Source organism: Actinomadura graeca (genome assembly GCF_019175365.1).
In the GTDB taxonomy this organism is placed as follows: Bacteria; Actinomycetota; Actinomycetes; order Streptosporangiales; family Streptosporangiaceae; genus Spirillospora; species Spirillospora graeca.
In genome coordinates, this window is record NZ_CP059572.1 from 1,667,548 (window position 1) to 1,691,991 (window position 24,444).

Below are 24,444 nucleotides of genomic sequence, written 5' to 3' on the forward strand. Positions count from 1 at the left end.
GTTGCCGTGATGAGCGCGGGTCCGCAGGGGTGTTTGGGGTAGGGGATTGTCTACCCCGGATGCACCGGAGGTCAGCGCGCCGGGAGGATCCCACAAGGCGCGGGGCAGAGTCGTGGACATGCGGACGGGGCGACCCATTCCCTACCGGTCGTGTATCCGAGGTGGAAGCAATACCAACGGCCATTACGCACGATGATTGCGGTGCGTCAGTTGCTCCAGCACACGAGCGGACTCTACGACTACGTCGACGACCTCGATATCTTCGCAGAAGGGGAATTCGAGAAGCACCGGTACTACCATCACGCGCCCGAGCAGCTGGTCGAGATCGCCATGCGGCACCGTCCGGACTTCCCAGCGGGCGACATCAGCGCGGACGGCAACCCGAAATGGAAGTACTCCAACACCGGGTACGCGCTCGCAGGAATGATCATCACGCGGGTGGCGGCGCATCCGTGGGAGCAGGAGGCCAAGCGGCGGATCGTGTGGTCGCTCGGCCTGGCGCACACCCCTTCGCCCAGGGCCGCGAGTACCCGCGGCCGCACGCGCGGGGCTTCAACCAGTTCACGGCGGACTGAGCACGCAGAGACGTCATCGACTTCGACACGCTGGGCTACGTGACCCGCGAAGGCGTCACTGCGGATGCGCGCAGGAGCGTCGCGATCAGCGTGTCCACGCAGGTCGACGACCCGAAGCCACGGGAAACGGTCGGAAGACCGTCCAGAACGCCCTCTGCGGGCGGTAGTCCGCACCGGGCCAGCCCTCGTGTTGCATGCCGCACGCGGACGCGGGCCTTCGCCTGCGGGGAGGTGGGCCTTGACGGAACGGCGAAGCCGGTTCAGCATCACAAGTCAGTGGCAACTTTTTTCAACCTCGACTCAGGGAGAGATGAGCATGGTTTTAGTATTCCTCGGCAAGGAGACGACCAGCGGCCAGAGCCCGACGCTGTACGCAACCGATCGTGATTCCTACGTCGTCCAAGGCTGGATCGTCAACGATACCGAGATCGTCGCCCGCATGAGCTTGTCGGACGACGAAACCCTTGTGGAGGTTCCCAAGAGGCTCATGTCACACTTGGCGAAAGATGGTCTGCGCGGCGAGGTCACGAACACGGTGCCTTCCATGATCGAAGTGAACGAGATCGGCAACTACATCATCAAGGGCCTCCGTGTCAGCGACAGGTCCGCTCTGTCTCAGATGGACATCCCTGAGCACGAGACATGCATAGAGGTCCCCCGAAAGCTTATGGCGCTTCTGGGTTGAGCAGCATGCGACGTATCGATTATCACCAGTTCCAGGAGACGTTGCGGAACGCTAGGCGGGCCTGGCATCTAGAGTTGCGTGACACCTACAACGTGGAGTCCGAGCGCGTTCCGCTCGCACGCTGGCGCGAAGGAGAACGGGACGATTTCGCCTGGCTCGAAGGCTGGCTGGACTTCATTCGCGGAATCGCCAGAAGTGGAGTACAGGTGCAGCGCCTGCGGGTCGTGAGCGAACCGCACACGGAATACACTCGATGGAGCATCGAAGTGACGCGGCTCAACGTCGCCGCCGGCGAGGATGTCAGGTATCTTCCTCGCCAGCATGCCGAGGATATCCTGCTTCCTGATGAGGACTGCTGGCTGGTGGACGAGGACGGCCTGATCCTCAGCCTGTTCGAACCCGACGGCGGCTCCGCCGGATTCGCGGTCGAACCCGACCCCCGGCTGACCGCCCACTACCGGTCGGTGCGCGACAGAGCCTGGCCCCGCGGCATCCCGTACAGCGATTACGCGGGTCGGTAACCTCTTCGTGTGTCCACCCCTGCCCGGCAGGCCCGCGAAGCGCTGGGAGCCCGCCTGAGAGACATACGCAAGGACGCGGAGCTGACCGGAAGGGTCCTCGCCGCCAGGAACGGATGGCACTACTCGCTCGTTTCGAAAATCGAGCACGGGGCCATCAACATATCCGAGCAACATGTACGCGGATGGTGCCGGGCATGCGGAGCCGAAGAAGAAATCAATGACCTCGTCGCAACGGTGCGCTCTATCGACACGATGTTCGTGGAGTGGCGAAGGCAGCTGAGATCGGGTACCAGGCGCCGGCAGAGCGTCAGCGTGCGTTTCGAAGCCGAGACCACACTGTTCCGTGTCTTCGAACCCCTCATGATCCCTGGTCTCTTGCAGACCCCCGACTATGCGGAGGCCATGCTTGCGATGACCGTGGACTTCCACCGGCTGCCCGACGACGTCGAGGCCGGAGTTCAGGCCCGCATGGAGAGACAGCAGATCCTTTACCGGGGTGATCGTAGGTTTCACATGGTCATCTCGCAGAGCGCCTTGACCCTGGGCATCGTGAGCGCCGACGTCGTCCGCGGGCAGTTGGACCGGCTACTGACCCTGTCGTCACTGCCACGTATGCATCTTGGGATCATCCCCACGCGCGCCGAGCACAAGTTCTTCCCGCTGCACGGCTTCTGGATCCTGGACGACCGGGAGGTACTGTTCGAAACGATCTCCGCGGAGATCAAACTGACCCAGCCCCAAGAGGTGGCGACCTATGCGCGAGCCTTCGAACGGCTGGCGGCCTCCGCCATTTACGGCCGACAGGCCAGGCGCCTGATCACGGGAGCCATGGAGGAGCTGGCCAGCGATCCCGATTAATTCAACTTCATTCAACATTGTGGACCGGACACGGCGCGCAGTCCTAGCGTCCTGCGTATGAGCTCCCACAGGCCCCAACTGAGCGACGTTCCGTCCACGGATCACATGCATCGTTCGCAGGCGCGGCTGATCACAGCCCGCCCGGATCACCTGGCAGCCGCTCGTACCACCTTCCCCGCCGAGGCCAGGGACCCCGCGGAGCTTCTCTCTCGGGAGACCTTCGATCTCCTGGTCGAAGACCTCCGCCGAGGTCACCACGTCACCCGCGGCTACGCAGAGCGGATGCTGGGTCAGGCGCTGGTGTTCCTGAAGGCGCAGGCCAACATCGCCCGGGCGCGCGCGGCAGGCCGTCCCTGGGTGAGGATCGTGCCTACCGTGCCCGTGGATCCGGCCTGGCATGCGTTCATGCTCCGTTCGCAGCCCTACGCAGATTTCTGTGCCGAGCACGCCGGTGCCTTTCTCCATCACGTGCCGTTCCAGGACGAGGCGGTTCTTTCGGGTGACGCGCTTGAGGCGACGATCCCGGAACTTCAGAAGACCGGCTACATGGTGGATCTGGAGTTCTGGCACGGTGAGCGAAGCCCCTGTTGTCCACCCGAATGCGCTTCGCCGGAAAGCACCTGGTGAACGAGCGTCGTCCCGACGGTGCCCCCGGCTCGGTCCGAACCCCGACGCACTACCACTGCTACAAGTGGTCAGGCAGCGGGCAGGAGTGGGATCGGCTTGGCCGGACCGACACCCTCGATGTGAACAGCCCGGATCGGCCACCCCAGCGGACGAACGACTGGCTGAACAAGTCGCCCCGGCTCATCGCGGCCGTCCGCACCTCGGCCGGGGACGCCCGCGACTGGCTGGTCGCCGAGTGGGGTCGGGTGTGTGAGAACGCGCTGTATCCGGTACCCGCCTGGGTGGACGGCGAGGACCGCGCGGCTGCGGCGCTGGCTGCCATCGAGTCGGCGTCCTGGCCCACCTACAGCCAGTGGCTCGCCGGAGGCACGATCGTTCTCCTGTCCGTCGTCGGCACCGATCAGACATGCCACTGATCCAGCGGTCCGCCCGGAGGACGGGGCGGCACGCCGGGGGCCGGAGGCCGGTGTCAGACGAATTCGAGGGGGCGGACTTCGTAGTCGACGGGGGTGTCGTCGTGCAGGAAGTCGGCGGAGTGTTCGGGGGCCGTCTCCTCCAGCAGGACGGCGCGGCGGACGCGGTCGGTGCGGAACACGCGTTTGCCGCCGCGCATGCGGCACCAGGCGGTCAGGTACCAGCCGTGGGAGGACGCGGTGAAGGTGACGGGCTCGACGTCGCGTTCGGTCTCGGTGTCGTGGCGGTCGACGTAGGTGAGGCGGACCACCCGGCGGGTCGTGATCGCCTGCTCCAGCACGGCGGGCACGGACGCGGGGTCGTCGCGGTCGACCGGGGCCAGGAAGCGGATGCGGTCGGCCAGCTCGCGCGCGGAGGCGCCGTCGCCCGCCGACATCGCGGTGACGATCTTCTGGAGGGCGGTGCGGGCGGAGCGGGAGAACGGCGAGCCGCCCGCGCGGGCCAGGGTGATCGCGACGGCGACGGCCTCGGCGGGGGTGAAGTTGAGCGGCGGCAGGGTGCGGCTCTTGTCGAGGGTGTAGCCGCCGCTCCGGCCCACGTCCGCGTAGATCGGCACGCCGGCCTGCTGGAGCGCGCAGATGTCGCGCTCGATGGTGCGGGCGCTCACCTCGAACCGCGCGGCCAGCTCCCGGGCGCTGACCCGGCGCGGCGCGCAGGCCCGCAGTTCCTCCACCAAGGCGTACAAACGGTCGGTGCGGTTCACGCGGCGACCGTACGCGCCGCCTCCGACATTCCGCGGCCGGAGGGCGTGTGGACGAAGCCGACCCCTGGCGCGTCCACCTCCTGCGGTGTCTGACGTTCGCATCGGCGGGCCGGTGGGGCTTAGGGGCGCCGACCGGGCCACGTCGGGCGGGGGCGGTATGGCAGGCGGGCGGCTGGCCGGGGTCCCTACCTCGGGAGGGAGATATCTGTGGCCTCGGGCGTCGGGTCAGCCGCGGGCCCAGGCCAGGAGATCGTCGGCTTCCAGGGTGTTGACGATCTGGGCGGCGGGGACGCCGCAGCGGGCGGCGCGTTCGCAGCCGTGGGGTTGCCAGTCGAGCTGGCCGGGGGCGTGGGCGTCGGAGTCGATGGCGAAGCGGCAGCCCGCCTCGACGGCGAGGCGGAGGAGGCGCTTGGGCGGGTCGAGGCGCTCGGGACGGGAGTTGATCTCCACGGCGACGTCGTAGGCGGCGCAGGCGTCGAAGACGAGCGGGGCGTCGAACTCGGACTCGGGGCGCAGGCCGCCGCGCTTGCCGCCCGCCTTGACGATGCGTCCGGTGCAGTGGCCGAGGACGTTCACGCGCGGGTCCGCGATGGCCGCGACCATGCGCTTGGTCATCGCGACCCGGTCCATGCGCAGCTTGGAGTGGACGCTGGCGACGACGATGTCGAGCCGGTCCAGGAGGCCGGTGTCCTGGTCGAGGGCGCCGTCCTCCAGGATGTCGACCTCGATGCCCGTGAGGATGCGGAAGGGCGCGAGTTCCTCGTTGAGTTCGGCGACGGCGTCCAGCTGGCGGCGGAGCCGGTCGGCCGACAGCCCGTTGGCGACTTTCAGGCGCGGGGAATGGTCGGTGAGCGCGATGTACGCGTGGCCCAGCGAGCGGGCGGTCTCGGCCATCTCCCGGATCGGGGAGCCGCCGTCCGACCAGTCGCTGTGGGTGTGCAGGTCGCCGCGCAGCGCCGCGCGGAGGGCCGCGGCCGCCTCGTCCACAGGCTCGCCCTCGGTGGCCTCAAGGCGGCGCAGGTAGACGGGCGTCTCTCCGCGCAGGGCCTCGTCGATCACCAGGGCGGTGACCTTGCCGATACCGGGGAGCGCGGTCAGTGTGCCCTCCCGGGCACGTGTGGCGAGTTCCTCGGAAGGCATGCGCTCGGCGAGGTCGGCGGCGGCGCGGAAGGCGCGCACGCGATAAGTCGGCTCGTGGGCGCGCTCCAGGAGGAACGCGATCCGGCGCAGGGCTTCGACGGGTTCCACGCGAACGACCGTACCCAGGTATTACGGACGTGTCGCACCAGAGGGTCATCCGGACGTGCCTGGGGCTTCTCTAGCCTGGGCCCATGACCGGCGAGAACGGCGGGGAGCGGAACCCGCTGCGGACCCTGCTGCGGGACGTGGTCCTTGCCGCCGCCGTGACCGGACGGGCCGACCCGGCGCCGCTGCGGCGGCCCTGGCCCTTCCTCCTGCGCTGGACGCGGTACATCGGGGTCGGGCGCCTGCCGTACGGCGTGGTGGTCAACCTGTTCGGGCTCGCGCTGACGGTCGGACTGATCGCCGGGACGGTGTCGCTGCTGAACACCGAGACGTCGCGGCGGGGCATCGACGTGTCCGGCGGCACCGAGCTGATGATCGCGGTCGCGGTGGTCGCGCCGCTGGCGCTGCGGGACCGGCACCCGCTCGGCGCGTGGCGGCTGGGTTTCGCGGCGACGCTACTGTTCGACGTGGACGGCTGGCTGACCGTCCCGTACGTGCCCGCGGGCGTGTTCGTCGCGATCGTGTGCCTGTACACCGTGGCGGTGCGCTGCCCGCGGGACACCACGCTCGGCGTCGGGATCCTGTCGTTCGCCGGTGTGTGGATCAAGGACGCCGAGACCGGGCCGGGCGCGTCGGTGCTGCTCCTGCTTCCCCTGGTCGCCGGCTACGCCGTCCGCGTGCGGCAGACGTCGCGGCGCGAGCTGGCCGAGCAGGAGCGGCGGCACCTGGACGCCGAGGCGGTGCTGACCGAGCGGCAGCGGATCGCGCGGGAGCTGCACGACGTCGTCGCGCACCACATGTCGATGATCGCGATCCAGGCGGAGGCGGCGCCCTACAAGGTCGGCTCGGTGCCGGACGAGACGCGCCGGGACCTCGCCGAGATCCGCGCGACCGCGCTGGACGCGCTGACCGAGATGCGGCGGATCCTCGGCGTCCTGCGGTCGGAGGACGGCGCGGAGACGGCCCCGCAGCCTGGCCTGGACCGGCTGGAGGAGCTGGTCGGGAACGCGCGCGGCGCCGGGCTGCACGTCTCGACCCGGCTGGAGGGCGACCTCGCCGGGCTCCCGCAGGGGGTCGGCCTCAGCGCGTTCCGGATCCTGCAGGAGGCACTGAGCAACGCGATGCGGCACGCGCCGGGGTCGCGGGTGGACGTCGAGGTGGTCCGCGAGGACGCACTAGTGTGGCTCGGCGTCGTCAACGGCCCGCCCGGTGAGGGCCACGCCCCGACGCCGTCCCCGCCAGGCGGTCACGGGCTGGTCGGGATGCGCGAGCGCGCCGCCGCGCTGGGCGGTGAGCTGGTCGCCCGGCCCACGTCAGAGGGGGGATTCGCCGTGACCGCCACCCTGCCGGTGAAGGCGCGGGACGCGTCGTGACCGTGCGCGTCGTGATCGTTGACGACCAGGGCATGGTGCGGACGGGGTTCGGCGTCCTGCTGAACGCCCAGCCCGACATCGAGGTGGTCGGCGAGGCCGTCAACGGCGAGGAGGGCCTGCGGCGCATCGCCGAGCTGCGCCCGGACGTGGTGCTGATGGACGTGCGGATGCCGGTCATGGACGGCCTGGAGGCCACCCGCCGCCTCCTCGCGGACGCGGCGGACGGTGCGCCGAGGGTCCTCATGCTGACCACGTTCGACCTGGACGACTACGTGTACGAGGCGCTGCGCGCGGGCGCCAGCGGGTTCCTGCTGAAGGACGCCTCCGCGACCGAGCTGGCCGACGCGGTCCGGGTCGTGGCCGCCGGCGACGCGCTGCTGTCGCCCTCGATCACGCGGCGCCTGATCGCCGAGTTCTCCCGGATGGGCGCGCCGCGCGCGCCGTCCCGCAAGCGGCTGGACGAGCTGACCGAACGGGAGACCGAGGTGCTCGCGCTCGTGGCGCGCGGCCTGTCCAACGGCGAGATCGCGGGGCGGCTCGTGGTCGCCGAGCAGACCGTCAAGACGCATTTCGGGCGGATCCTGATGAAGCTCGGGCTGCGGGACCGCCCGCAGGCGATCGTCTACGCCTACGAGGTGGGGCTCGTGCGTCCCGGCGACTGACGCCTGCCCGCCACCTGGGGGCGGGTTCGTAGTACCCGGGGCGTACGGGAGAAGACCGCACCGCCGGTTGATCTGCGCTACGGCGTCCGATTTCTACCTTGCTGGTCAGTGCTCACATCGCTGACCAGGAAGGACGCCCGATGCGCAGCCGCCTCCGCGTGGCCCTCGCCGGTTCCGCCGTGCTCATGGCGGCCGGTTCGACGAGCGCGGCCGCGGGACATTCCGAGCCGTACGCGGCCCCCGCGGCGGTTCCGGAACTGTCCGCGGCCACCCTCGATGCCCGCTACCAGGCTGCGGGCCAGGAGATCGTCCGCGCGCGCGCCACCGCGGAACGGCTGCGCGACGGTGACCGCACCCGGACGCTGTCGGCCTTCCTCGCCCCAGGGCGCCGCTTCCTGTCGTTCGACGCCCGCGGCAACGGCCGGGCCGTCGAGGTGATCGGCGACCTCGCGCACGCCGACCGGGTCGCGGTGGTCGTGCCCGGCGCGGACACCACCCTCTCCACCTACGACTCCGGCAAGTTCGTCGGCGGCGGCAGCCGGGCCCTGTACGGGCAGGCCGCGCGGGAGCAGGACGTGCGGGTGCGGGCTCCGGGCACACGGCTCGCGGTGATCGCCTGGCTCGGCTACGACGCGCCGTCGATCACGAGCGCCGGCGTCCTCACCTCGGCGGCCGCGACCTCCGGCGCGCGGAGCCTCGACCGGCTCGTCACGGGCGTGCACAAGGTGAACGGGCACGCCCGGTTCGCTCTGCTCTGCCACAGTTACGGGTCGGTGGTGTGCGCCAAGGCCGCCCACCGCCTCGCGCCCTTGCCGGTGGACGAGATCGCCCTCTTCGGCAGCCCCGGCACCACCAAGCGCGACGCGTCCGGCCTCGGGATCACCGCGCACATCTGGGCCGGGCGGGCACGCGGTGACTGGACGCGGTACATCCCGAACGTCCGCCTCCTCGGGCTCGGCTTCGGCGCGGACCCGGTGTCCAGGACGTTCGGCGCCCTGCGCTTCGACGCCGGGACCGGCCCCCACAGCGGCTACCTGCGGCCCGGCTCCGTCGCCCTCCGCAACCTGGCCCTGATCGCCCTTGGCCGCGACCGGGAGGTCACCCGTGCGTGACCGGGCGGTGGACGCGCTGCGGGCCTTCGCGATCCTCGGGGTCGTCCTCGGCCACTGGCTGGTGACGGCGTTCGTCCTGCCCGGCGGCGCGGACGACCTGCGCGTCACCAGCCCGCTCGCCGCGATGCCCGCGCTGGCGCCGATCTCGTGGGTGCTGCAGACACTGTCGGTGTTCTTCCTGGTCGGTGGTTACTCCGCGGCGAAGGGACTGCGCCCGGACGAGCCGCACGGCGCCCGGCTGAGACGGCGGCTCGGACGGCTGGCGCGGCCCCTGCCCGTCCTGCTGCTGGCGTGGGTGCCCGCCCTCGTCCTCCTCCGCCTCGCGGGCTTCTCCCCGCACGGCCTGTACTCGATCGCCGGGCTCGTGCTGAGCCCGCTGTGGTTCCTCTGCGTATACGTCGCGCTGACCGCGCTCGCCCCCGTCCTCGTGAGCGTCTGGAACCGGCTCGGCCTGCGGGGGGCCGTCCTCCTGGTCGGCGCGACCGCCGCGATCGACGCGGGACGGTTCGCGCTCGGCGCGCCGGGCTGGATCGGCTGGGCGACCGTCCTGACCGGCTGGCTCGTCCCGTTCTACCTCGGGATCGGCTGGGCCCGCGGGGGCCTCCGGGACCGCCGAACCGCACTTGTCCTCTTCTTGGGCGGCGCAGCGGCGACGGCACTGCTCGTCGCCTTCGCCGGATATCCCGCGAGCATGGTCGGCGTGCCGGGCGCGGAGGTCTCCAACCTGAGCCCGCCCACGCTCGCGGCGGTCGCGTTCGGCCTCGCCCAGTCGGGCCTCGCGCTGCGGCTGCACGGCCCCCTCACGACCTGGACCCGCCACGCCCGGGTGTGGCGGACCGTCTCCGCGGCCAACCGCTCCGCCATGACGGTCTTCCTCTGGCACCAGACCGCGCTGCTGGCGGTCACGACCGGGGTGTTCCTCGCCGCGGGCAGCCTGCCCGGGCTGCACACCCCGCCGGACCAGCCGGAATGGATCCTGTGGCGGCTGTCCTGGCTGATCGCCTTCGGAGCCGCGCTGACCGGGATCGGAGCCCTCACCCGCGGGTTCGAACGCCCCCGGGCACGGACGGGGGCGAACTCCGTCCCCGCCCGGGACATCTCACAAGCGACCCCCTGAGCCCGGGAGGCCCCCGGCACCCGCCGGACGATCTCGGATGGTAGAAAGACGGACGATGCCGCCACGCACGACGACCTCGCCCCGCTCTCGACGCCTCAAACGTGCCCTGGCCTGCGCCGCGACCATCTCCGGGCTCATGCTGACCACCGCCGGCACCGGGCACGCGGACCCGTACGCCGCGCCCGTCCCCGTCCCGGCGATGGCGCCGTCCACCCTGGACGCCCGGTACGCCGCCGAGCGCCGCTCGATCGAGGAGGCGCTGGGCACGGCGCAGGCGATCGGCGACGAGGCCCGGCAGCGCGCGCTCGGCGCGTTCCTGAGACCCGGCAGGCGATTCCTCGACTTCGACCCGCGCGGGCGCGGGCAGGCCGTCGAGGTCGTCGGCGACCTCGCGCACGCGCGCCGGGTGGCCGTCCTGGTCCCGGGGGCGGACACGACCCTGACGGCGTTCGACGAGAGGTCCGACAAGCCGTGGTCCACGCCGGGCGGTGGCGCCCGGGCCGTCTATGCGCAGGCCGCCTCGATGTCCTCGCCCACGGACCTCGCCGTGGTGGCCTGGCTCGGCTACGCCTCGCCCAAGACGTTCAGCAGCGACGTCCTCACCGACGAGAGGGCCGCCCAAGGCGCCGTGCGGCTCCGCCAGTTCCTGACGGGTCTCCGCCGGGCGAACCCCACTGCGCACGTGAGTCTGCTCTGCCACAGCTACGGCTCGGTCGTCTGCGGACGGACGGCCTTGGCGGGCTCGGGTCCGGCCTGGCGGAACGTGACCGACATCGCCCTGTTCGGCAGCCCCGGCACGACCGCCTGGTCGGCGTCCGGGCTCGGCGGCACGGCACGCGTCTGGGCCGGGCGGGGCGCCTCCGACTGGATGGAGGACGTCCCCCACGTCCGGATCTTCGGCCTCGGCCTCGGGCCCGACCCCGTCTCCCGCGACTTCGGCGCCCGGGTCTTCGACGCGGGCTCCGGAGGCCACAGCGACTACCTGCGCCCCGGCTCCGCCTCGCTCCGCAACCTCACCCGCATCGGCCTCGGCGACACCGGCGGGGTCACGCCCGGCTGACCGTCCGCTCCCGGCCACACCCGCTCGGGGCGGGCCATCCCCCAGGTGATGGCACTCTGGGTGGGTGGACACCGCGAACGAGGCCGAGATCCGCGAGCAGACGACCCAGCGCCTGGAGAAGGCGATGGGCACGTTCGGCACCGCGGCGCTCAGCAGCATGGAAGAGCAACTGCCCTGGTTCCGCCGCATGCCCGCCGACCAGCGCTCCTGGATCGGCCTGGTCGCCCAGGCCGGCATCGCCGCGTTCGTGGAGTGGTTCAAGAGCAGCGAGCGGACGCGCCCCGCCATCGCCGGCGAGGTGTTCGGGACCGCCCCCCGCGAGCTGCTGCGCTCCATCAAGCTGCAGCACACCATCGACATGGTCCGCGTGATCATCGACGTGGTGGAGACCCGCCTGGACGAGCTCGCCGCGCCCGGCGGCGAGGCGCAGCTCCGCGAGGCCATCCTCCGCTACACCCGCGACGTCGCGTTCGGCGCCGCCCAGGTCTACGCCCGCGCGGCCGAGACGCGCGCCGCCTGGGACGCCCGCCTGGAGGCCCTCGTGGTGAACGCGGTCCTGCGCGGCGAGGTCGACGACGGCATGCACTCCTGGGCGGCCGCCCTCGGCTGGACGTCCAAGCCCGTCACCGTCATCGCGGGCTTCACCCCCGAGGACGAGGAGCCCGAGGTCACCATCGACCAGATGCAGCTGGCCGCCCGCCGCGCGCGCGCCGACGTGCTCGCCGGTGTCCAGGGGCGCCGCGTCATCGTCATCGTCGGCGGTGAGACCGACCCCCTGGAGGCCGCCCGCCCGATCGCCGCCAAGTGCGGCCCCGGCCCCGTCGTCGTCGGCCCCCAGGTCGGCGACCTCTACGACTCCACCCGCTCCGCCCAGGCGGCCGTGGCCGGACTCCGCGCCGCCGCCGGCTGGCCCGACGCGCCCCGCCCCGTCCTCGCCACGGAACTCCTCCCCGAACGGGCCCTCGACGGCGACGACGACGCCCGCCGCCATCTTGTGGACGGCGTCTACAACCCCATGCTCGCCGCAGGCGCCCCCCTGCTGGACACCCTCACCACCTACCTGGAACAGGGCTCGTCCCTAGAGGCCACGGCCCGCCTCCTGTTCGTCCACCCCAACACCGTCCGCTACCGCCTCCGGCGCGTGACCGAACTGACCGGCCTGGCCCCCACAGACGGCCGCAACGCCTTCACCCTGAGAATCGCCCTCGTCCTAGGCCGCTTCGAACGCCGCTAAGAACCAGCTTTCAAGAGAAACCAGCTTGTAGGGGTCGTACAAAGGGTTGTGACCAAAGTTCGTGCTGTTCCGCATCGGCAGAAGGGGCCCCAACCGGCAAGCTGGACGCTGTGATCCTCCTCGCATCGCCCGGCCAGGGCGCGCAGACCCCCGGCTTCCTGGAGCCTTGGCTAGAGATACCCGGAGTCGCCGACCGCCTGGCCTGGTGGTCGGCCGTCACCGGGCTCGATCTGGTCCGGTACGGGACGACCGCGGACGCCGAGGAGATCCGCGACACGGCCGTCGCCCAGCCGCTGCTGGTCGCGGCCGCGCTGGCGGCCTTCGAGGTGCTCTATCCCGGTGACGCGCTCCCGGAGATGGTGGCGGGGCACAGTGTCGGCGAGCTGGCGGCGGGCGCGATCGCCGGGGTGCTGTCCCCCGAGGCCGCGCTGGTGCTGGTCCGGGAGCGGGGACGGGCGATGGCCGAGGCCGCCGCCGTCACCGAGACGGGCATGACCGCGGTGCTCGGCGGAGATGCCGACGAGGTCCTCGCCGCGATCGACAAGCACGGGCTGACCCCGGCGAACGTCAACGGGGCCGGGCAGGTCGTGGCCGCCGGGACGACCGGGCAGCTCGCCGCGTTCGCGGAGGAGCCGCCCGCCGGGGCGCGGCTGCGGTCGCTGGCCGTGGCCGGGGCGTTCCACACCGAGCACATGGCCCCCGCGGTCGACACGCTGCGGCGGCTCGTCCCGGGCGTCGAGGTCGCCGATCCGCGGACGCGGCTCCTGCAGAACCGCGACGGCGCCGCCGTCCGCTCCGGCGCCGACTTCGTCGCCCGGATCGTGGAGCAGGTCAGCGCGCCCGTCCGGTGGGACGCGTGCATGGGGACCATGCGGGACGAGGGCGTCACCGCGATCATCGAGCTGCCGCCCGCGGGGACGCTGACGGGCCTGGCCCGCCGCGCGCTCAAGGACGTCGAGCGGGTCGCCCTGAAGACACCCGACGACCTGGACAAGGCACGCGAGCTGATCGGGGCGCACACCTCATGAGCGTTCCGCTGCGCATCCCCGAGGCGGTCGCCGGCGCCCGCATCCTCGCGTTCGGCGACTACCAGCCCGCGCGGATCGTGACCAACGACGAGCTGTCGGAGACCGTCGACACCAACGACGAGTGGATCCGCAGCCGCGTCGGCATCGCCGAGCGCCGCATCGCCGGGGACGACGAGGGGATCGTCGAGCTGGGCGTGCACGCGGGCGGCAAGGCCCTCGCGGGCAGCGGGCTCGCCCCGTCCGACATCGACCTGGTCATCCTGGCGACCTGCTCGGCGGAGTCGCCGATGCCGGGCCACGCGCCCGCCATCGCGCACCGCCTCGGCATCGAAGCACCGGGCGCGTTCGACATCAACGCCGCCTGCGCCGGGTTCTGCTACGCCCTCGCGACGGCCAGCGCCGCCGTCCGGGCGGGCAGCGCCCGCAACGTGCTGGTCATCGGGGCCGAGAAGATGTCGCAGTGGATCGACTGGACCGACCGGTCCACCTGCATCATCTTCGCCGACGGCGCGGGCGCGGCCGTCGTGACGGGCAGCGACGCGCCGGGCATCGGCCCGGTGGTGTGGGGCAGCGCCGGCGACGGCTTCGACAAGATCATCATCGATGACCGGCACTCGTTCATCCGGCAGGAGGGGCAGGCGGTCTTCCGGTGGGCGACCACCGCGATCGCGCCCATCGCGCGGGAGGCGTGCGAGCGCGCGGGCATCGCGCCCGAGGACCTCGCGGCGATCGTCCCGCACCAGGCGAACCTGCGGATCATCGAGGCCATCGCCCGCCGGGTGAAGGCCACGAACGCGGTCGTCGCCGACGACATCGTCCACTCGGGCAACACCTCGGGAGCGTCCATCCCGCTGGCGTTGTCCCACATGATCGAGCGCGGCGAGGTGCCGTCCGGTGCCCCGGCGCTGCTGGTCGGCTTCGGGGCCGGACTGTCCTACGCCGCCCAAGTCATCCAGATCCCTTAAGGCCCGCGGGCCTGTTTTCAGAGCTCTGGACCAACCCACCGAAGGAGAACCCGCACCATGGCAGTCGCCACCGAACAGCAGATCCTGGACGGCATCGCCGAGATCATCGACGAGATCGTCGGTATCGACAAGGCGGAGGTCACCCCGGAGAAGAACTTCATCGACGACCTCGACATCGACTCGCTGTCGATGGTGGAGATCGCGGTGTCCGCGCAGGACCAGTTCGGGGTCGAGATCCCCGACGACGAGCTGCGCAACCTGAAGACGGTCCAGGACGTCATCAACTTCGTCCAGAAGCTTCAGAGCTGATCAGCGGGGACGGCGCGCCGCTCCGGCCGGCACGGGCCTGTCGGCCCGGCGGCCGCCGGACCGTTCCAGCGGCGCGGCGCGCCAGGCCCACTCCCCTCCCCGTTCGCAAGGAGCAGCACGCATGAGCACGAGCAAGACCAAAGTCGTCGTGACCGGTTTCGGGGCCACGACCCCGCTCGGCGGCGACCTGCCGTCGACATGGTCGGCCCTGCTCGCCGGCAAGTCCGGAATCCGGCCGCTCCAGTGGGAGGGCGTGGAGAACCTGCCGGTGCGGTTCGCCGCCACGCTGGCGGTCGACCCGTCCGAGGTGATGCCGAAGCAGCTGCTGCGCAAGCTCGACCGCAACCAGGCCATCGCGCTGATCGCGGCGCGGGAGGCGTGGACGAGCGCCGGGTTCGCCCCGCCCGCCACCCGCAAGGGCAAGAAGGGCGACGACACGGCCGGGGTCGAGGGCGGGTTCGCGGTGGACGGCGAGCGCCTCGGCGTGGTGCTGTCCAGCGGCATCGGCGGCCTGCACACCGCGCTCAACAGCTACGACGTCTACAAGGACAAGGGCTGGTCGCGGGTCTCGCCGTTCACCGTCCCGATGCTGATGCCGAACGGCGCGTCCGGGCACGTCGGCATCGAGTTCGGCGCGATGGCCGGGTCGCACGCCCTGGTCAGCGCCTGCGCGTCCAGCGGCGAGGCGGTCGGCTACGCGATCGACATGATCCGCGCGGGACGCGCCGACGTCATCATCTGCGGCGGCACCGAGTCGTGCATACACCCGCTGCAGATGGCCTCGTTCGGCGCGATGCGGGCGATGTCGACCCGCAACGAGGAGCCCGAGCGGGCCTCCCGCCCCTACGACAAGAACCGCGACGGCTTCGTGCTCGGCGAGGGCGCGGCCGTCATGATCCTGGAGTCGGAGGAGCACGCGCGCAGGCGCGGCGCGCAGATCCACGGCATCGCCGCGGGCTGCGGCTACTCCGGCGACGCCTACGACATCGTGCTGCCCGACCCGAGCGGCGCCGGGCAGGCCAAGGCCATGCAGCGGGCCCTCGCCGACGCCGATCTCGAGCCGTCGGACATCGTGCACATCAACGCCCACGCCACCTCCACCCCGGCCGGCGACGTGGCCGAGCTCGCCTCGATCAAGGCCGGGCTCGGCGAGGACGCCGCCCGCAAGGTGATCATCACCGCCACCAAGTCGATGACCGGCCACCTGCTCGGCGGCGCCGGGGCCCTGGAGTCGATCTTCACGATCCTCACGCTGCGGGACGGCCTCGTCCCGCCCGTCGCCAACCTGGAGGACCTCGACGACGAGGTCGACCTGGACATCGCCCGGGGCGAGCCGCGCAGGCTCCCCGACGGCCCCGCCGCGGCCCTCAACAACTCGTTCGGCTTCGGCGGCCACAACGTGTCGGTCGCCTTCCAGCGCGCCGTCTGATCGTCCGCGAGGCGTCAGGGGGCGCCTCGCACCAGGATCCAGGGCGCCCGGCCGCCGGGCGCCTGCGCCATGCCCGGCGAACGCGGTCGTGCGAGCACGGCCGGAAGGGCCCGCCTGGCGGCGGGCCCTTCCGGTCCGGTGTCGGGTTCATCGCAGCGCGCTCGGTGCGGGGACGGGCGCGCTCCAAACGCCGCCTCGGCTCTTAGACGGCGGCGTGGAGCCAGCGGACGGGGGCGCCGTCACCTGCCCTGCGAAAAGGCTCCAGTTCGTTGTCCCAGGGCGTGCCGAGAAGACGGTCGAGCTCGTGCTCCAGCGTCGTCTTGCCGACGGCGGCGTTCGCCATCACCGAGCGGAGCCGGTCCTCGGGCACCATGATGTCGCCGCTGGCGCCGATGACGCCCGTGAACACCCCGAGGGACGGGGTGAAGCTGTAGCGGACGCCGTCGCAGCCCGGCGTGGGGTCCTCGGTGGCCTCGAATCGCAGCAGTTTCCAATTCCGCAGCGCGGACGTGATTCCCGCGGCGGTGCCCGGCTTGCCCTCCCAATGAAGCTCGGCGCGCAGCGTTCCCGGGGCCGCCGCCTGATCGGCCCATTCAAGGGAAACGGGCACACCGAGAACACCTGCGGCGGCCCACTCGACATGCGGGCTCAGCGCAGGTGGCGCGGAGTGGACGTAGAAAACGCCACGTGCGGTCACCGGACCTCCTGGATGTGTACTGAGGCTCGTCTTCCCCTACGGCCTCGTACGTCCCAAGACGGCGTCCGCGTCCCTCATTGTGCATCATCGGCACGAGTCGCACCACCGTGAGCCCGCTCTTTGTCGAACGCTTGACCACGGGATGCGCACCGTTCATCGTGCCCGGACGTCAAGAGTAGGCGTTCCGGCGTGCAGGGTACAGCGGAAGGTGCACCATGGGCGGGGGAAGCGGTCGGCGCTGGTGAGAGGCGAAGACCGATGTTCGATCAGCAAGCGCGGCTGGAGCGGCTCCTGGAGCGCCACCCGGACGCGGCGGTGGTGGAGCCGGTGCCGGGACGGCCCGCTCTGGTGCGCCGCGACCAGATCCTGGTCGCCGGGCACGACGCCGGCGCGGCGGAGGACGCGGTGCGCCGCTGGTGCGACTCGCGGCACGACGAGGAGGGCGTCACCCGGCTGCGGCTGCGGGCCCCGGCGAAGGTGGACGTGTGCGAACTCACGGTCCATCTGGCCGGGGACGGACGGCACCGCCGGCTGGCGGTGTCGCCGAACCATCTCGTCCTGGGGCAGCCGATGTGGTGGAGCGGGCCCGCGGATCTGCCGCGCCCGTCCCGTCCCGTGCCGGCGCCCACGGCCGGGCGCGCGCGCAGAGACGTGACGGTCGCGATCCTGGACACGGGCTTGTCACCCCATCCGTGGTACGAGGACACGGAGTGGTTCCGGGAGCAGCGCGACGAGGTGGCGGAGGACCTCGACGCGGACCTGGACCTCGAACTGGACGCGCAGGCGGGGCACGGCACGTTCGTGGCGGGCGTGGTGCTGCGGCAGGCGCCGTCCGCGCGGCTGCGGGCGCGGCGCGTCATCGGCGGCGACGGGGTCGGCGACGAGGCCGGGGTGATCCGCGCGCTGGCGGGGCTGGCGGCATCCGGCGGGGCGGACGTGGTCAATCTCTCACTGGGCTGCCACACGTTCGACGACCGCCCGTCCGCGGTCCTGGCACGGACCGTCGCGGCGCTGGGCCGCCGCACGGTGGTGGTGGCGTGCGCGGGCAACGCGGCGACCGACCGGCCGTTCTGGCCCGCCGCGCTCAAGCCGGTGATCGGCGTCGCGGCGCTGGACGGCGGGGACCGCGCCGCGTTCTCCAACTACGGCTGGTGGGTGGACGCCTGCGCGCAGGGCGTGGACGTCGCCAGCAGCTATGTGAGCTTCGACGGCCGGCGCGCCGACTTCGAGGGCTACGCGACGTGGAGCGGCACCTCGTTCGCGGCGCCCGCGGTCGCGGGGCGGATCGCCGGCGTGGCGGCCGATGAGGACATCGACGCGGTCGCGGCGGCGGACCGGGTCCTCGATCCGGCGGGCGGCGCGCTCCCCGACCTCGGCGTGGCCGTCGGCTTCGAGCACGGGACGGCCGCAAAGCTGTAACTGAACGTGCGCACAGCGTCACACTCGTTCTAGGGTGGGGCGCGCGGGGGGCCGCGAAAGGAGTCTTTGTGGTGCCCCTGCAGGACGAGGTCACGGAAACGCTGGTGGTGCGGGCCCGCGACGGCGACGATGCCGCGTGGGCCCGGCTGGTCGAGCGCTACAGCGCGATGCTGTGGGCGATCGCGCGCGGGTACGGGCTGTGCGACGCCGACGCGGGCGACGTGGTGCAGACCGTGTGGCTGCGGCTCGTGGAACGGCTGGACGGCCTGCGCGACCCGTCCGCGGTCGGCGGCTGGCTCGCGACCACCGCGCGCCGCGAGAGCACGCGGCTGGCGGCGCGGCGTGGCCGGGACCTCCCGCCCTCCGTGGCGCCGCCCGCCGCGGAGCCGGGGCCGCCGCCCGATCAGGTGGTGGTGGCGCGCGAGCGCGTCGGCCAGGTCGCCGCGGCGCTGTCGGCGCTCCCCCGCCGCTGCCAGACGCTGCTGCGGCTGGTCGCGCAGGCCGCGTGCCACGCCGAGCTGGCGGCGGCGCTGCGGATCCCGGTCGGCAGCGTCGGCCCGACGCGGGCGCGCTGCCTCGCGACGCTGCGGAGGCTCGTCGGGTGAACGAGGACGACCTGCTGGCGCACGTGAGGGCCGCGTTCGAGATGCTCGACCCCGTCCCGCGGAGCGTCCTGTCCGCGGGACGGGCGGCGATCGGGTGGCGGCTGCCGTCCGCGGCCCTGGCCGGGCTGACCGGCGACCGGGACGGGCCCGTGGCCGCCGGGGTCCGCGGCGGGACGGCCCGCACGCTGACGTTCACCTGCCCGGGCCTGACGCTGGAGGTCGAGGTGACCGGTGCCGGACGTGACCGCGAGGTCAGCGGACGGCTGGTCCCGCCCGCGCCCGCGCTGGTCGAGGTCCGCCATCCGGACGTCCCGCCGGGGGGCCTGACGGCCCGCGCCGGGCCCGGCGGGCTGTTCTGCCTCCCGTGCGTGCCCGAGGGGCCGGTCAGCCTCGTCCTGCGGCTCGCGGACGAGACGTCCGTCGTCACGAGCTGGATCCGCCTGTGAGCGCCCCCGGCGAGGGCGCGCTGCTGCGCCTGGCGGCCATGGCCCCCACGACCGCCCGCACCCGTGCCCTGACCCTCCTCGGCTGCGCCGCGACCGCGCCGGAGGCGATCCTCGCGCTGCGCGTGGCGGGCCTCGCGGCCAAGGAGCTGGGCCACCTGGACGAGGGGCTGGGCCACCTGCGCCGGGCCCTGGACCTCGCGGAGGGGCGGCGGCCGCCGGGCAGGCGCGACGCGTACGCGGCGGCGCAGGTCCGGATGAACATGGTCGGGCTGCTCGCGGCGAGCGGGGAGTGCGAGGCGGCTCTCGCGCACGCGTCGGAGGCGGGGCCCGTCCTGCGCGGCCCGGACGCGGACCGGCTGGCCGCGAACACGGCGTGCGTGCTCGCCCGCGCCGGACGGCTCTCAGAGGCGCATGACCTGGCCGCGCGCGCTCTGCCCGGGCTCCGGCACGCGAACGACCCGGCGACGTTAGCCGGTCTGCTCACCAATTTGGGTCTCGCACAGGCTTTGCGCGGGAACCTCGATGACGCCGTGCGGGCCTTGGAGGAAGCGGTCGCGGTGGGTGAGGCCGCAGGTCTGGGGCATCAGGTGGCGATGGCCAAGGGCAACCTGGCTTTCGCGGTGTCGCGGCGTGGGGATGTGCCGCGCGCGCTCCGCCTTTTCGCTGAGGCCGAGCCCGGACTGACCGGTGAGCGTCTCGCGCAATGCCGTCTCGACCAGGCGGAGACGCTCATCATCGCGGGCCTGCCGGGTGAGGCGCGTCCCCTCCTTGAGCAGGCTCTGCGGGCGGCCACGGCGAACGGGTACCGGTGCGACGTCGCGGACGGCCTGCTCCTCCTCGCCCACGCCGAGCTTGCCGACGGCCTGCCCGGCCGGGCGGCGGCCACGGCCGAGCATGCGCGGGACCGGTTCGCCGGGCAGGCGCGCACCGGCTGGATGCCGCTCGCCGAGCATCTGCTGCTCCGCGCGAGGTGGATCTCCGGGGAACGCTCGGACGCCCTCTTCGGCGCGGCCGTCGCCACGGCGCGGCGTCTGGAGGACGGGGGCTGGGGCGATGCGGCGGCGGACGCCCGTGTCGTCGCCGCGCGCGTCGCCCTCACGTTGGGCAGGCCCGCCGGACGGCTCCTCGTGGAGGCCGGGCAGATGCGCGGCCCTGCCTCGGCCAGGATCTCCGCCTGGCACGCCATCGCGCTCGAACGCTCCGCCAGGGACGACCACACGGGCGCCGTAGAGGCGGTGCAGGCCGGCCTCCAGGTGACCGAGGAGCAGACCGAGGTTCTGGGTGCGCTGGACCTGCGGGCGCGCGCGGCCGGGTTCGCGGCGGAGCTGGCCGCCTTCGGTCTCGTCCTGGCCGGTTCCGCACAAGAGCTGCTCGCTCTGGAGGAACAGCGCCGGGGGCTCGCCCGCCCGGTGCGGGTCCGTCCGCCCAGGGAGCCCGAGCGGGCCGCCGCGCTGGCCGCGCTGCGGGCGCTGAGCCTCGACCACACGGCCGACACGGCCCGCGGCGGAGTCCCGTCGGTGCTGTCCGCGGACCTGGCCGCCCTGGAGGCGCAGGTGGTGGCGCACACCCGCCGCCGGACGCCGGACGGGCCGCCCCGCCGCTCCCCCGGGGCCGGTGAGATCGCCGCCGCACTGGACGGCCGGGCGCTCGTCGAGATCATCGCGATCGGGCCCGATCTGCACGCCGTGACGATCGCGGACGGGCGCGTCCGCCGCAGGTGCCTCGGGCCGTGCGACGCGGCCGCCCGCGACATCGGGACGGCCCGTTTCGCACTGCGCCGCCTGGCGGCCGAGGAGGACGACCAGCAGGCGGCCGCGGCCCTGGCCCACGCCGCCGTGCGGCTGGAGCGCCTCCTCCTGGGCCCGCTGCGCGAGGACCTCGGTGACCGCGAGCTGGTCATCGCGCCGACCGGGCCGCTTCACGGCCTGCCGTGGGCGACGCTCCCGTCCCTGGCCGGACGTCCGTTCACGGTCGTCCCGTCTGCGAGCGCCTGGTTGCGCGCATGCGCGGCCGCCCGCCCGGACGGCCATGTCGTCCTCGCGAGCGGACCCGGACTGGTGCACACCGCGCGGGAACTCAGCGCACTCCGGCACGTGTATCCCCACGCCGTCGTCTTGGACGGTCCGGGGGCGCGCGCCGAGCCCGTCCGCGACGCCATGGACGGTGCCCTGCTCGCCCACATCGCGGCCCACGGCGAGTTCCGTCAGGGCAACGCGCTGTTCTCACTCCTGCGCCTCGCCGACGGCCCCCTGATGGTCCACGACATGGACGAGCTGTCCGTCCCGCCGCATGTGATGGTGCTGTCCGCATGCGACATCGGGCGCGCGGACGGCGGCGACGCCGTCCTCGGCATGGCGGGCGCGCTCCTCGCCCTCGGGACCGCGACGGTGATCGCCAGCGTCGCCCCCGTCCGGGACGAGGTGACGCCGGAGTTCATGTCCGCCTTCCACGCGGCCTTGGCCGGAGGACGGTCGCCTTCGCGCGCCCTGGCGTCCGTCCCGCGTTCCCCTGGCGTGGCGGGCTTCCTGTGCCTGGGCGCCGGGTGAGACCTGCGCCCGGGCCACGGCCGGGGACCGCGGTCAGGAGTCGCCGGTGGCCACCGGGTGCGCGGAGTCGGCCACCCAGTTCGACCAGGAGCCGACGTACAGGGCGGCCGGTATCCCGGCGAGGTTGAGGGCGAGGATCTCGTGCGCGGCCGTCACGCCGGAGCCGCAGTAGGCGCCGACGTCCAGGGCGTCGGTCGCGCCGAGCTTGCCGAAGCGCTCGCGGAGCAGGCTCGGCGGCAGGAAGCGGCCGTCCACGCCGACGTTGCCGGACGTGGGAGCGTTCCGCGCGCCCGGGATGTGCCCGGCGACCGGGTCGACGGGTTCCATCTCACCGCGGAAGCGCTCGGCGGAGCGCGCGTCCAGCAGCACGCCCGCGCGGGCCAGCGCCGCGGCGCCCTCGGCGTCCAGGACCGGCAGCCGCCCGGGGTCGGCGATGAAGTCGCCGGGCTTGACCTCCGGGTCGTCGGTGGTCACCGGGTGGCCCGCCTCCGTCCACGCCCGGTACCCGCCGTCCAGGACGCGGACGCGGTCGTGGCCGAAGTAGCGCAGCGACCACCAGAGCCGCGCGGCGGCGGTGGAGTCGGCGTCGTCGTAGACCACGACCAGCCGGTCGGCGCAGACGCCGGCGCGGCGCATGGCGGCCTCGAAGTCCCCGGACTCGGGCAGCGGATGACGCCCCGCCGCGCCGGGCCTCCCCGCGACGTCGCGGTCCAGGTCGACGAAGACGGCACCGGGCAGGTGCCCCTTGCGGTAGGACTCGATCCCCGGCGGCCCCGCCAGATGCCATCGCACGTCCAGCAGGACCACGGGCGTCTGCCGCCGGAGCAGCCCGTCCAGCGCGGGCACTTCGATGAGAGGATGCACATCGCCAGTTTGACCGGGGTTGCCCCGATTAGGGAGGGGCGAATTCTGGTTCGTCACATCCCGAGCCTAGGCAGCCCGGGCCCGCTCCGCCCGGGAGACGCGGCGGGGACGGGGTTTCAGGGCCTGGAGGCGGCGAGCAGCGGGATCAGCAGTTCGTCGGGCACGAGCGACCCGTGCATGCCGACCATCCGCTCCAGCCACGGCTCGCGTTCGGAGGCGATGATCGCCAGATCCCCGTGCGGGACGGCGATCACGTCGCCGATGCGCTCCGCCATCCCGGGGGCGAGCGGGCCGAACCAGCCGTCCGCGACGGCCTCGTCCCGCGCCACGACCCAGGCGCGGTCGCCGAGGACGCCCGCCCAGGCGGCGAGGACGTCGGCGTGGGCGCCCGGCTCGCTGTAGACGTAGCGGGCGCGCGCGTCGCCGCCGAGGAGCGCCACGCCGTCCCGCAGCCCGGGCACGGTGTCGGCGTCCACCCGCTCGGACGGGTCGACCATGCCGTGGTCGGCCGTGACGTACAGCGCCGACCCGGCGGGCAGCGCGGCGGCGAGCCGCTGGGCGAGGACGTCCACGAACCGCAGCTGGTGGCGCCAGTCGGCGGACGCCACGCCGAACCGGTGCCCGGTCGAGTCGAGGTCGGCGTGGTAGACGGTCACGAACGACCGCCCGCCCCGGCGCAGCGCCTCCTCCGCCCGCCCGACGAGCTGGCCGAGGCTGTCGGCGCCCAGGTAGGCGGCGCCGCGGACGGTGGCGCGGCTCAGGCCCGAGCCCCGGTAGTGGCCGAGCGCCACGTAGGAGACCTCGACGCCGTCCTCCGCGGCCCGCTCGTACACGGTCGGGGCGGGCTGGAACTCCCGCGGGTCGACCGAGTCGTCGCGCCAGCGCAGGCAGTTGAGCAGCCGCCCGGTGCCGGGCACCGCCACCTGCACGCCGAGCAGGCCGTGCCCGCCGGGCGGCAGTCCGGTGGCCAGCGAGCCCAGGCTGGCGACGGTCGTCGCCGGGAACCCCGCCGTGATGGGGCCGCCGTCCATCGCGTTCAGGTAGGGCGCCTCGTCCGGATGGGCGCGCAGCTGCTCCCAGCCGAGCCCGTCCACGAGCAGGACGCAGGCGCGGGGCACCTCCGGCAGGTCCAGGACGTTCACCGCGCCCGGGACGCCCAGCGCGGCCAGGACCGACGGGGGGAGGTCGGCGAGCGCAGCCGTCCCGTACCGGGGAGGGACGGGCGGCGGCGCGCTCACCGGGCCGTCGCGGCGGACAGTTCCTCGGCGAAGGCCAGCACCTGCCCGACGGCCTCCGCGCCGTCCGCGGCCTCGCTCACCCGCAGGGACAGGTCGTCGGCGGTGACGCTGCCGGTGTAGCCGTGGTCGGCCTCGCAGTTCTCGTCGCCGCAGGTCGCGGGCTCCAGGTCGATGTGGGCGATGGCGCCCCAGCCGATCGTCAGCACGACCTCGGTCGGCGGGACCCCCGGCACGTAGGACGCCGGGTCCGGGACGACCCGGGTCACCGCGACCGACTGGACGCGGTTCAGCCTGACGGCCTCGGTGGTGGTGGACGCGTGCGGCTGCGCCATGCCCTCGCCGGGCGGATGCTCGTCGGTGTGGCACACCAGCAGCCGGCTCGCGGACAGCACGAGCACGGTCACGTGCCGCCGCACCTCCATCGCGGGATCGAAGGTCGCCTCGTGGTGCACCACGTAGGCGACGACCCGTTCGTCCCCAATGGCCGATTCGACCGCGTCCGCGACCAGGACCGGGTAGTAACCGCTGCGCTCGATCGCCGTGCGCAGGCCGTGAGCGGTCGCTCGGGTTTCCCTCATGGCCCCATCCTGCCCTGTCCGGGGGCGGACGCGCACATGACGGCCCGCCCGCATGGTCAGCGACCGTCCCGCGG

Annotated in this window: 26 protein-coding genes; 20 read left to right on the plus strand and 6 right to left on the minus strand. The window is 73.0% G+C overall.

The genetic code is table 11. The features are described 5' to 3' along the window. The first annotated feature begins 150 nt into the window (after window positions 1-150). From AGRA3207_RS07755 to AGRA3207_RS07780, 6 genes are all read left to right on the plus strand, one after another. Window positions 151-618: a serine hydrolase gene (locus AGRA3207_RS07755; protein ID WP_273700015.1), complete on the plus strand. Its 468-nt coding sequence runs from the start codon at window positions 151-153 to the stop codon at window positions 616-618. A gap of 273 nt (window positions 619-891) precedes the next feature. Beyond that, on the plus strand, window positions 892-1,260 hold the full coding sequence (locus tag AGRA3207_RS07760; protein WP_231333875.1) for a hypothetical protein: 369 nt from the start codon (window positions 892-894) through the stop codon (window positions 1,258-1,260). A gap of 74 nt (window positions 1,261-1,334) precedes the next feature. Continuing rightward, a complete protein-coding gene (locus tag AGRA3207_RS07765; RefSeq protein ID WP_231333876.1) occupies window positions 1,335-1,781 on the plus strand; it encodes a DUF6879 family protein in 447 nt (148 codons plus the stop codon). 9 nt (window positions 1,782-1,790) lie between these two features. Then, on the plus strand, window positions 1,791-2,639 hold the full coding sequence (locus tag AGRA3207_RS07770) for a helix-turn-helix domain-containing protein (protein WP_231333877.1): 849 nt from the start codon (window positions 1,791-1,793) through the stop codon (window positions 2,637-2,639). Between the two features lie 57 nt (window positions 2,640-2,696). Then, window positions 2,697-3,266: a glycine-rich domain-containing protein gene (locus tag AGRA3207_RS07775; protein WP_231333878.1), complete on the plus strand. Its 570-nt coding sequence runs from the start codon at window positions 2,697-2,699 to the stop codon at window positions 3,264-3,266. Next, window positions 3,263-3,682: a hypothetical protein gene (locus tag AGRA3207_RS07780; RefSeq protein ID WP_231333879.1), complete on the plus strand. Its 420-nt coding sequence runs from the start codon at window positions 3,263-3,265 to the stop codon at window positions 3,680-3,682. The genes AGRA3207_RS07775 and AGRA3207_RS07780 overlap by 4 nt, the downstream gene beginning before the upstream one ends. Before the next feature lie 53 nt (window positions 3,683-3,735). Here the strand turns inward: AGRA3207_RS07780 and AGRA3207_RS07785 are convergent, their stop codons facing one another. Both AGRA3207_RS07785 and AGRA3207_RS07790 read right to left on the minus strand, forming a co-directional pair. Further along, entirely contained in the window at window positions 3,736-4,443 is a 708-nt protein-coding gene (locus AGRA3207_RS07785) for a helix-turn-helix transcriptional regulator (protein ID WP_231333880.1), read from the minus strand. Between the two features lie 225 nt (window positions 4,444-4,668). Next, window positions 4,669-5,691: a PHP domain-containing protein gene (locus AGRA3207_RS07790; protein WP_231333881.1), complete on the minus strand. Its 1,023-nt coding sequence runs from the start codon at window positions 5,689-5,691 to the stop codon at window positions 4,669-4,671. Between the two features lie 83 nt (window positions 5,692-5,774). On the opposite strand from AGRA3207_RS07790, the gene AGRA3207_RS07795 reads away from it, so the two are divergent. From AGRA3207_RS07795 to AGRA3207_RS07840, 10 genes are all read left to right on the plus strand, one after another. Beyond that, window positions 5,775-7,061: a sensor histidine kinase gene (locus AGRA3207_RS07795; RefSeq protein ID WP_231333882.1), complete on the plus strand. Its 1,287-nt coding sequence runs from the start codon at window positions 5,775-5,777 to the stop codon at window positions 7,059-7,061. 32 nt (window positions 7,062-7,093) lie between these two features. Continuing rightward, window positions 7,094-7,723, plus strand: coding sequence for a response regulator (locus AGRA3207_RS07800; RefSeq protein ID WP_231336259.1), 630 nt, complete (start codon window positions 7,094-7,096; stop codon window positions 7,721-7,723). A 140-nt stretch (window positions 7,724-7,863) separates the two neighbouring features. Then, window positions 7,864-8,835, plus strand: a complete 972-nt coding sequence (locus AGRA3207_RS07805) for an alpha/beta hydrolase (RefSeq protein WP_231333883.1) — start codon at window positions 7,864-7,866, stop codon at window positions 8,833-8,835. Then, window positions 8,828-9,952, plus strand: coding sequence for an acyltransferase family protein (locus AGRA3207_RS07810; RefSeq protein WP_231333884.1), 1,125 nt, complete (start codon window positions 8,828-8,830; stop codon window positions 9,950-9,952). The genes AGRA3207_RS07805 and AGRA3207_RS07810 overlap by 8 nt, the downstream gene beginning before the upstream one ends. Before the next feature lie 55 nt (window positions 9,953-10,007). Further along, window positions 10,008-11,012: an alpha/beta hydrolase gene (locus tag AGRA3207_RS07815; protein ID WP_231333885.1), complete on the plus strand. Its 1,005-nt coding sequence runs from the start codon at window positions 10,008-10,010 to the stop codon at window positions 11,010-11,012. 64 nt (window positions 11,013-11,076) lie between these two features. Continuing rightward, window positions 11,077-12,246, plus strand: a complete 1,170-nt coding sequence (locus tag AGRA3207_RS07820) for a PucR family transcriptional regulator (RefSeq protein ID WP_231333886.1) — start codon at window positions 11,077-11,079, stop codon at window positions 12,244-12,246. Between the two features lie 110 nt (window positions 12,247-12,356). After that, complete coding sequence (locus tag AGRA3207_RS07825; RefSeq protein ID WP_231333887.1) at window positions 12,357-13,274, plus strand: ACP S-malonyltransferase; 918 nt, start codon at window positions 12,357-12,359, stop codon at window positions 13,272-13,274. Continuing rightward, complete coding sequence (locus tag AGRA3207_RS07830) at window positions 13,271-14,239, plus strand: beta-ketoacyl-ACP synthase III (protein WP_231333888.1); 969 nt, start codon at window positions 13,271-13,273, stop codon at window positions 14,237-14,239. Before AGRA3207_RS07825 ends, AGRA3207_RS07830 begins: the two co-directional genes overlap by 4 nt. Window positions 14,240-14,296: 57 nt before the next feature. After that, window positions 14,297-14,548, plus strand: a complete 252-nt coding sequence (locus tag AGRA3207_RS07835) for an acyl carrier protein (RefSeq protein ID WP_231333889.1) — start codon at window positions 14,297-14,299, stop codon at window positions 14,546-14,548. Between the two features lie 121 nt (window positions 14,549-14,669). Beyond that, window positions 14,670-15,977, plus strand: coding sequence for a beta-ketoacyl-[acyl-carrier-protein] synthase family protein (locus tag AGRA3207_RS07840; protein ID WP_231333890.1), 1,308 nt, complete (start codon window positions 14,670-14,672; stop codon window positions 15,975-15,977). 202 nt (window positions 15,978-16,179) lie between these two features. Here the strand turns inward: AGRA3207_RS07840 and AGRA3207_RS07845 are convergent, their stop codons facing one another. After that, window positions 16,180-16,674 carry a DUF3145 domain-containing protein gene (locus AGRA3207_RS07845; protein WP_231333891.1) on the minus strand — a complete coding sequence of 165 codons (495 nt, stop codon included), beginning with the start codon at window positions 16,672-16,674 and terminating at the stop codon, window positions 16,180-16,182. Between the two features lie 258 nt (window positions 16,675-16,932). Here AGRA3207_RS07845 and AGRA3207_RS07850 point away from each other — a divergent pair, with 258 nt between their 5' ends. The 4 genes from AGRA3207_RS07850 to AGRA3207_RS07865 all read left to right on the plus strand — a co-directional run bounded on the left by AGRA3207_RS07850 (window position 16,933) and on the right by AGRA3207_RS07865 (window position 21,690). Beyond that, window positions 16,933-18,093 (plus strand): S8 family peptidase, encoded by a 1,161-nt coding sequence (locus AGRA3207_RS07850; RefSeq protein ID WP_231333892.1) that lies wholly within the window; start codon window positions 16,933-16,935, stop codon window positions 18,091-18,093. 68 nt (window positions 18,094-18,161) lie between these two features. Continuing rightward, on the plus strand, window positions 18,162-18,698 hold the full coding sequence (locus AGRA3207_RS07855; RefSeq protein ID WP_231333893.1) for an RNA polymerase sigma factor: 537 nt from the start codon (window positions 18,162-18,164) through the stop codon (window positions 18,696-18,698). Beyond that, a complete protein-coding gene (locus AGRA3207_RS07860; RefSeq protein ID WP_231333894.1) occupies window positions 18,695-19,144 on the plus strand; it encodes a hypothetical protein in 450 nt (149 codons plus the stop codon). Before AGRA3207_RS07855 ends, AGRA3207_RS07860 begins: the two co-directional genes overlap by 4 nt. After that, window positions 19,141-21,690 carry a CHAT domain-containing protein gene (locus tag AGRA3207_RS07865; RefSeq protein WP_231333895.1) on the plus strand — a complete coding sequence of 850 codons (2,550 nt, stop codon included), beginning with the start codon at window positions 19,141-19,143 and terminating at the stop codon, window positions 21,688-21,690. Before AGRA3207_RS07860 ends, AGRA3207_RS07865 begins: the two co-directional genes overlap by 4 nt. Window positions 21,691-21,723: 33 nt before the next feature. Here the strand turns inward: AGRA3207_RS07865 and AGRA3207_RS07870 are convergent, their stop codons facing one another. From AGRA3207_RS07870 to AGRA3207_RS07880, 3 genes are all read right to left on the minus strand, one after another. After that, window positions 21,724-22,554 (minus strand): sulfurtransferase, encoded by an 831-nt coding sequence (locus tag AGRA3207_RS07870; protein ID WP_231333896.1) that lies wholly within the window; start codon window positions 22,552-22,554, stop codon window positions 21,724-21,726. A gap of 116 nt (window positions 22,555-22,670) precedes the next feature. Next, a complete protein-coding gene (locus tag AGRA3207_RS07875) occupies window positions 22,671-23,792 on the minus strand; it encodes an alkaline phosphatase family protein (RefSeq protein WP_231333897.1) in 1,122 nt (373 codons plus the stop codon). Next, on the minus strand, window positions 23,789-24,370 hold the full coding sequence (locus AGRA3207_RS07880; protein WP_067458602.1) for a DUF5998 family protein: 582 nt from the start codon (window positions 24,368-24,370) through the stop codon (window positions 23,789-23,791). The genes AGRA3207_RS07875 and AGRA3207_RS07880 overlap by 4 nt, the downstream gene beginning before the upstream one ends. Window positions 24,371-24,444: the final 74 nt, after the last annotated feature.

Coding starts and splice junctions, on each gene's coding strand:
- AGRA3207_RS07760 (WP_231333875.1), top strand. CDS start 892: ATGGTTTTAGTATTCCTCGGCAAGGAGACGACCAGCGGCCAGAGCCCG.
- AGRA3207_RS07775 (WP_231333878.1), top strand. CDS start 2,697: ATGAGCTCCCACAGGCCCCAACTGAGCGACGTTCCGTCCACGGATCAC.
- AGRA3207_RS07795 (WP_231333882.1), top strand. CDS start 5,775: ATGACCGGCGAGAACGGCGGGGAGCGGAACCCGCTGCGGACCCTGCTG.
- AGRA3207_RS07800 (WP_231336259.1), top strand. CDS start 7,094: ATGGTGCGGACGGGGTTCGGCGTCCTGCTGAACGCCCAGCCCGACATC.
- AGRA3207_RS07805 (WP_231333883.1), top strand. CDS start 7,864: ATGCGCAGCCGCCTCCGCGTGGCCCTCGCCGGTTCCGCCGTGCTCATG.
- AGRA3207_RS07815 (WP_231333885.1), top strand. CDS start 10,008: ATGCCGCCACGCACGACGACCTCGCCCCGCTCTCGACGCCTCAAACGT.
- AGRA3207_RS07830 (WP_231333888.1), top strand. CDS start 13,271: ATGAGCGTTCCGCTGCGCATCCCCGAGGCGGTCGCCGGCGCCCGCATC.
- AGRA3207_RS07835 (WP_231333889.1), top strand. CDS start 14,297: ATGGCAGTCGCCACCGAACAGCAGATCCTGGACGGCATCGCCGAGATC.
- AGRA3207_RS07840 (WP_231333890.1), top strand. CDS start 14,670: ATGAGCACGAGCAAGACCAAAGTCGTCGTGACCGGTTTCGGGGCCACG.
- AGRA3207_RS07850 (WP_231333892.1), top strand. CDS start 16,933: ATGTTCGATCAGCAAGCGCGGCTGGAGCGGCTCCTGGAGCGCCACCCG.
- AGRA3207_RS07880 (WP_067458602.1), bottom strand. CDS start 24,370: ATGAGGGAAACCCGAGCGACCGCTCACGGCCTGCGCACGGCGATCGAG.